This window comes from Mycobacterium sp. (assembly GCF_050701675.1).
GTDB lineage: Bacteria > Actinomycetota > Actinomycetes > Mycobacteriales > Mycobacteriaceae > Mycobacterium.
In genome coordinates, this window is sequence record NZ_JBOGDD010001215.1 from 1 (window position 1) to 2,129 (window position 2,129).

Annotated in this window: 4 protein-coding genes; 3 read left to right on the plus strand and 1 reads right to left on the minus strand. The window is 67.4% G+C overall.

The genetic code is table 11. The features are described 5' to 3' along the window. Positions 1–508: 3-keto-5-aminohexanoate cleavage protein (locus tag ACRDUX_RS37745; RefSeq protein WP_526422148.1), on the plus strand; the 508-nt coding region annotated here is incomplete at its 5' end. On the opposite strand, the gene ACRDUX_RS37750 is transcribed toward ACRDUX_RS37745, so the two are convergent. After that, positions 498–944 carry a cupin domain-containing protein gene (locus ACRDUX_RS37750; RefSeq protein ID WP_526422150.1) on the minus strand — a complete coding sequence of 149 codons (447 nt, stop codon included), beginning with the start codon at positions 942–944 and terminating at the stop codon, positions 498–500. The two genes, ACRDUX_RS37745 and ACRDUX_RS37750, sit on opposite strands and share 11 nt — an antisense overlap. Positions 945–992: 48 nt before the next feature. On the opposite strand from ACRDUX_RS37750, the gene ACRDUX_RS37755 reads away from it, so the two are divergent. Both ACRDUX_RS37755 and ACRDUX_RS37760 read left to right on the plus strand, forming a co-directional pair. Continuing rightward, positions 993–1,427 (plus strand): hypothetical protein, encoded by a 435-nt coding sequence (locus tag ACRDUX_RS37755; protein ID WP_526422152.1) that lies wholly within the window; start codon positions 993–995, stop codon positions 1,425–1,427. Further along, positions 1,424–2,008: a GNAT family N-acetyltransferase gene (locus tag ACRDUX_RS37760; RefSeq protein ID WP_526422154.1), complete on the plus strand. Its 585-nt coding sequence runs from the start codon at positions 1,424–1,426 to the stop codon at positions 2,006–2,008. Before ACRDUX_RS37755 ends, ACRDUX_RS37760 begins: the two co-directional genes overlap by 4 nt. Positions 2,009–2,129: the final 121 nt, after the last annotated feature.

Sequence of the window (2,129 nt, forward strand, 5' to 3'; positions counted from 1 at the left end):
GGCGGTGCCGGGACTGCCGCTGGGCGTGACCACGGGGTTCTGGGCACTTCCTGACCCCGACGCGCGCCGCAAGGCCGTCGAGGGCTGGACCGTCCTGCCCGACTTCGCGTCGCTCAACTGGCACGAGCCGGGCTCACCGGAGCTCGCCGACGTCCTGCTCGGCAAGGGCCTCGGCGTCGAGATAGGACTGTTTCACCTCGAGGCCGCCGCGTCATGGGCCGAGTCCAGGATGGCCAAGCACTGCATGCGCGTGATGATCGAGCTCCAGGGCCACGAGGACGTCGCCGTGGCGGATGCCATGCTCGAAAGGATCGCCGCCGCGGGCTCGCATGCGCCGGTGCTGTTACACGGTCTCGACGAAAGTTGTTGGCCACTACTGGAACACGCAGGATCGTGCGGCGTCCAGACGCGCATCGGCATGGAGGACACGCTGAAGTTGCCGGACGGGTCCGTCACGCCCGGCAACGCCGAACTGGTGGCGGCGGCGGTGCGGCTGCTCAGTCGGTAGGCGCGCCGAGCGCGAAGTCGGCGAAGTCGAAACCGGGTACGACGACGCAGCTCACCAGCGTGGGTTCGTCGTCACGCGGCCGGGCTCGCTGCCAATGTCCCGGCGGCACCACGAACTGGGGCTGCTCGCAGGCAGTGACGTCACTTCCGATCAGATGTGTAGTGGCGCTGCGCTGTTCGGCGCCGACCTCCAGTAGCAACGGGCTTCCTCGGTGATGCAGCCACAGTTCGGCACTGCGCACGGTGTGCCAGGCGGACTGTTGGCCGGGCATCAGCAGGAACAGGATCGCGGTGCCCGCGCTGCGGGAACCGGCGTATCCGGGCGGAAGTGCGGGCTCTCCGATCACGAGCTCGCTGCGCCACGTCTCGCGGTACCAACCCCCTTCGGGGTGCACTGACAGGTCCAGTGTGCCGGCCCAGTCGGGGAGCTCCGTCATGGGTCAAGCCTACGTGGGCGCGGGCCCGCGACCCGATACGCTCATGGAATGGCCCGCCTGCGTCCCGGATGGTTCGTCGTGCTCTGCTCGACGGTCCTGCTGGTCAGCGCGTGGCTGCCGTGGCTGGTGACCAGCGTCGACGGCGGTGGGCGGGCGAACGCGATCGGCGGGAAACACGGCGTGATCCACGTTCCACCGAACGGGTTCGGCGTCGGGCAGCTCATCGTCGTGCTGAGCTCGACGTTGATCGTGGCGGCGGCGATGGCGGCGCGGAGTCTGTATGCGAAGCTGGCTTCAAGTGCGGCGCTTGGCATCTCGGTGCTGCTGGCGGTGCTGGTGCTGTGGTACTACCGGCTGTACGTCGCGAACTCGGTTGGGGCGGGTTACGGCCTCTACGTCGGCGGCGGCGCGATCCTCGTCGCCGTGGTGCTCTCGGTGTTCGCGATGGTCGCGGCCTGGTCGGAGATGGGACGGAGACGATGACAGGTTTTCTCGAACCGGTGGCGCTGCGGGGCGATCGTTGGGTCTCCCTCGAGCCGCTGACCACCGGGCACGCATCTGAGATCGCCGCGGCCGCCGAGGAGGTCAGGGAACTCTGGTTCACCAGTGCGCCGACGCCGGATACCGCCCAGAAGTGGATCGACGGGCGATTGGCGGTGCAGCATCCCGACACCGGCCTGACGTTGGTGGTGCGCGATACGGACGGCCGAGTGGTGGGATCGTCGAGCTACTGCCACGCCGATCCGCCCAACCGGCGGTTGGAGATCGGCTACACCTGGTATGGCAGCTCCGTGCGGCGGACCGGCGTGAACACCGAGTGCAAACTGTTGATGCTGAGCCACGCCTTCGACGAGTTGAATTGCATTGCAGTCGAATTCCGCACCCACTTCTTCAATTCCACGAGTCGTGCGGCGATCGAGCGGCTGGGCGCCAAGCTCGACGGCGTGCTCAGGAGCCAGCAGTTGTCGGCCGATGGATCGAGGCGCGACACCGTCGTCTACTCGATCCTGGACATCGAATGGCCCGCCGTGCGCAACAACCTGCGGTTCCGGCTGGAGCGGTGACTGCGGAACATGACGAGATTCGGCGAACTACGTCAAGTCGGCAATCACCTGGGCTCCGCGCAACGGTCCCGCGCATTGATCGCAGGCGAGGACGGCGTCGAAGGCATTCCCGCACAGGGTG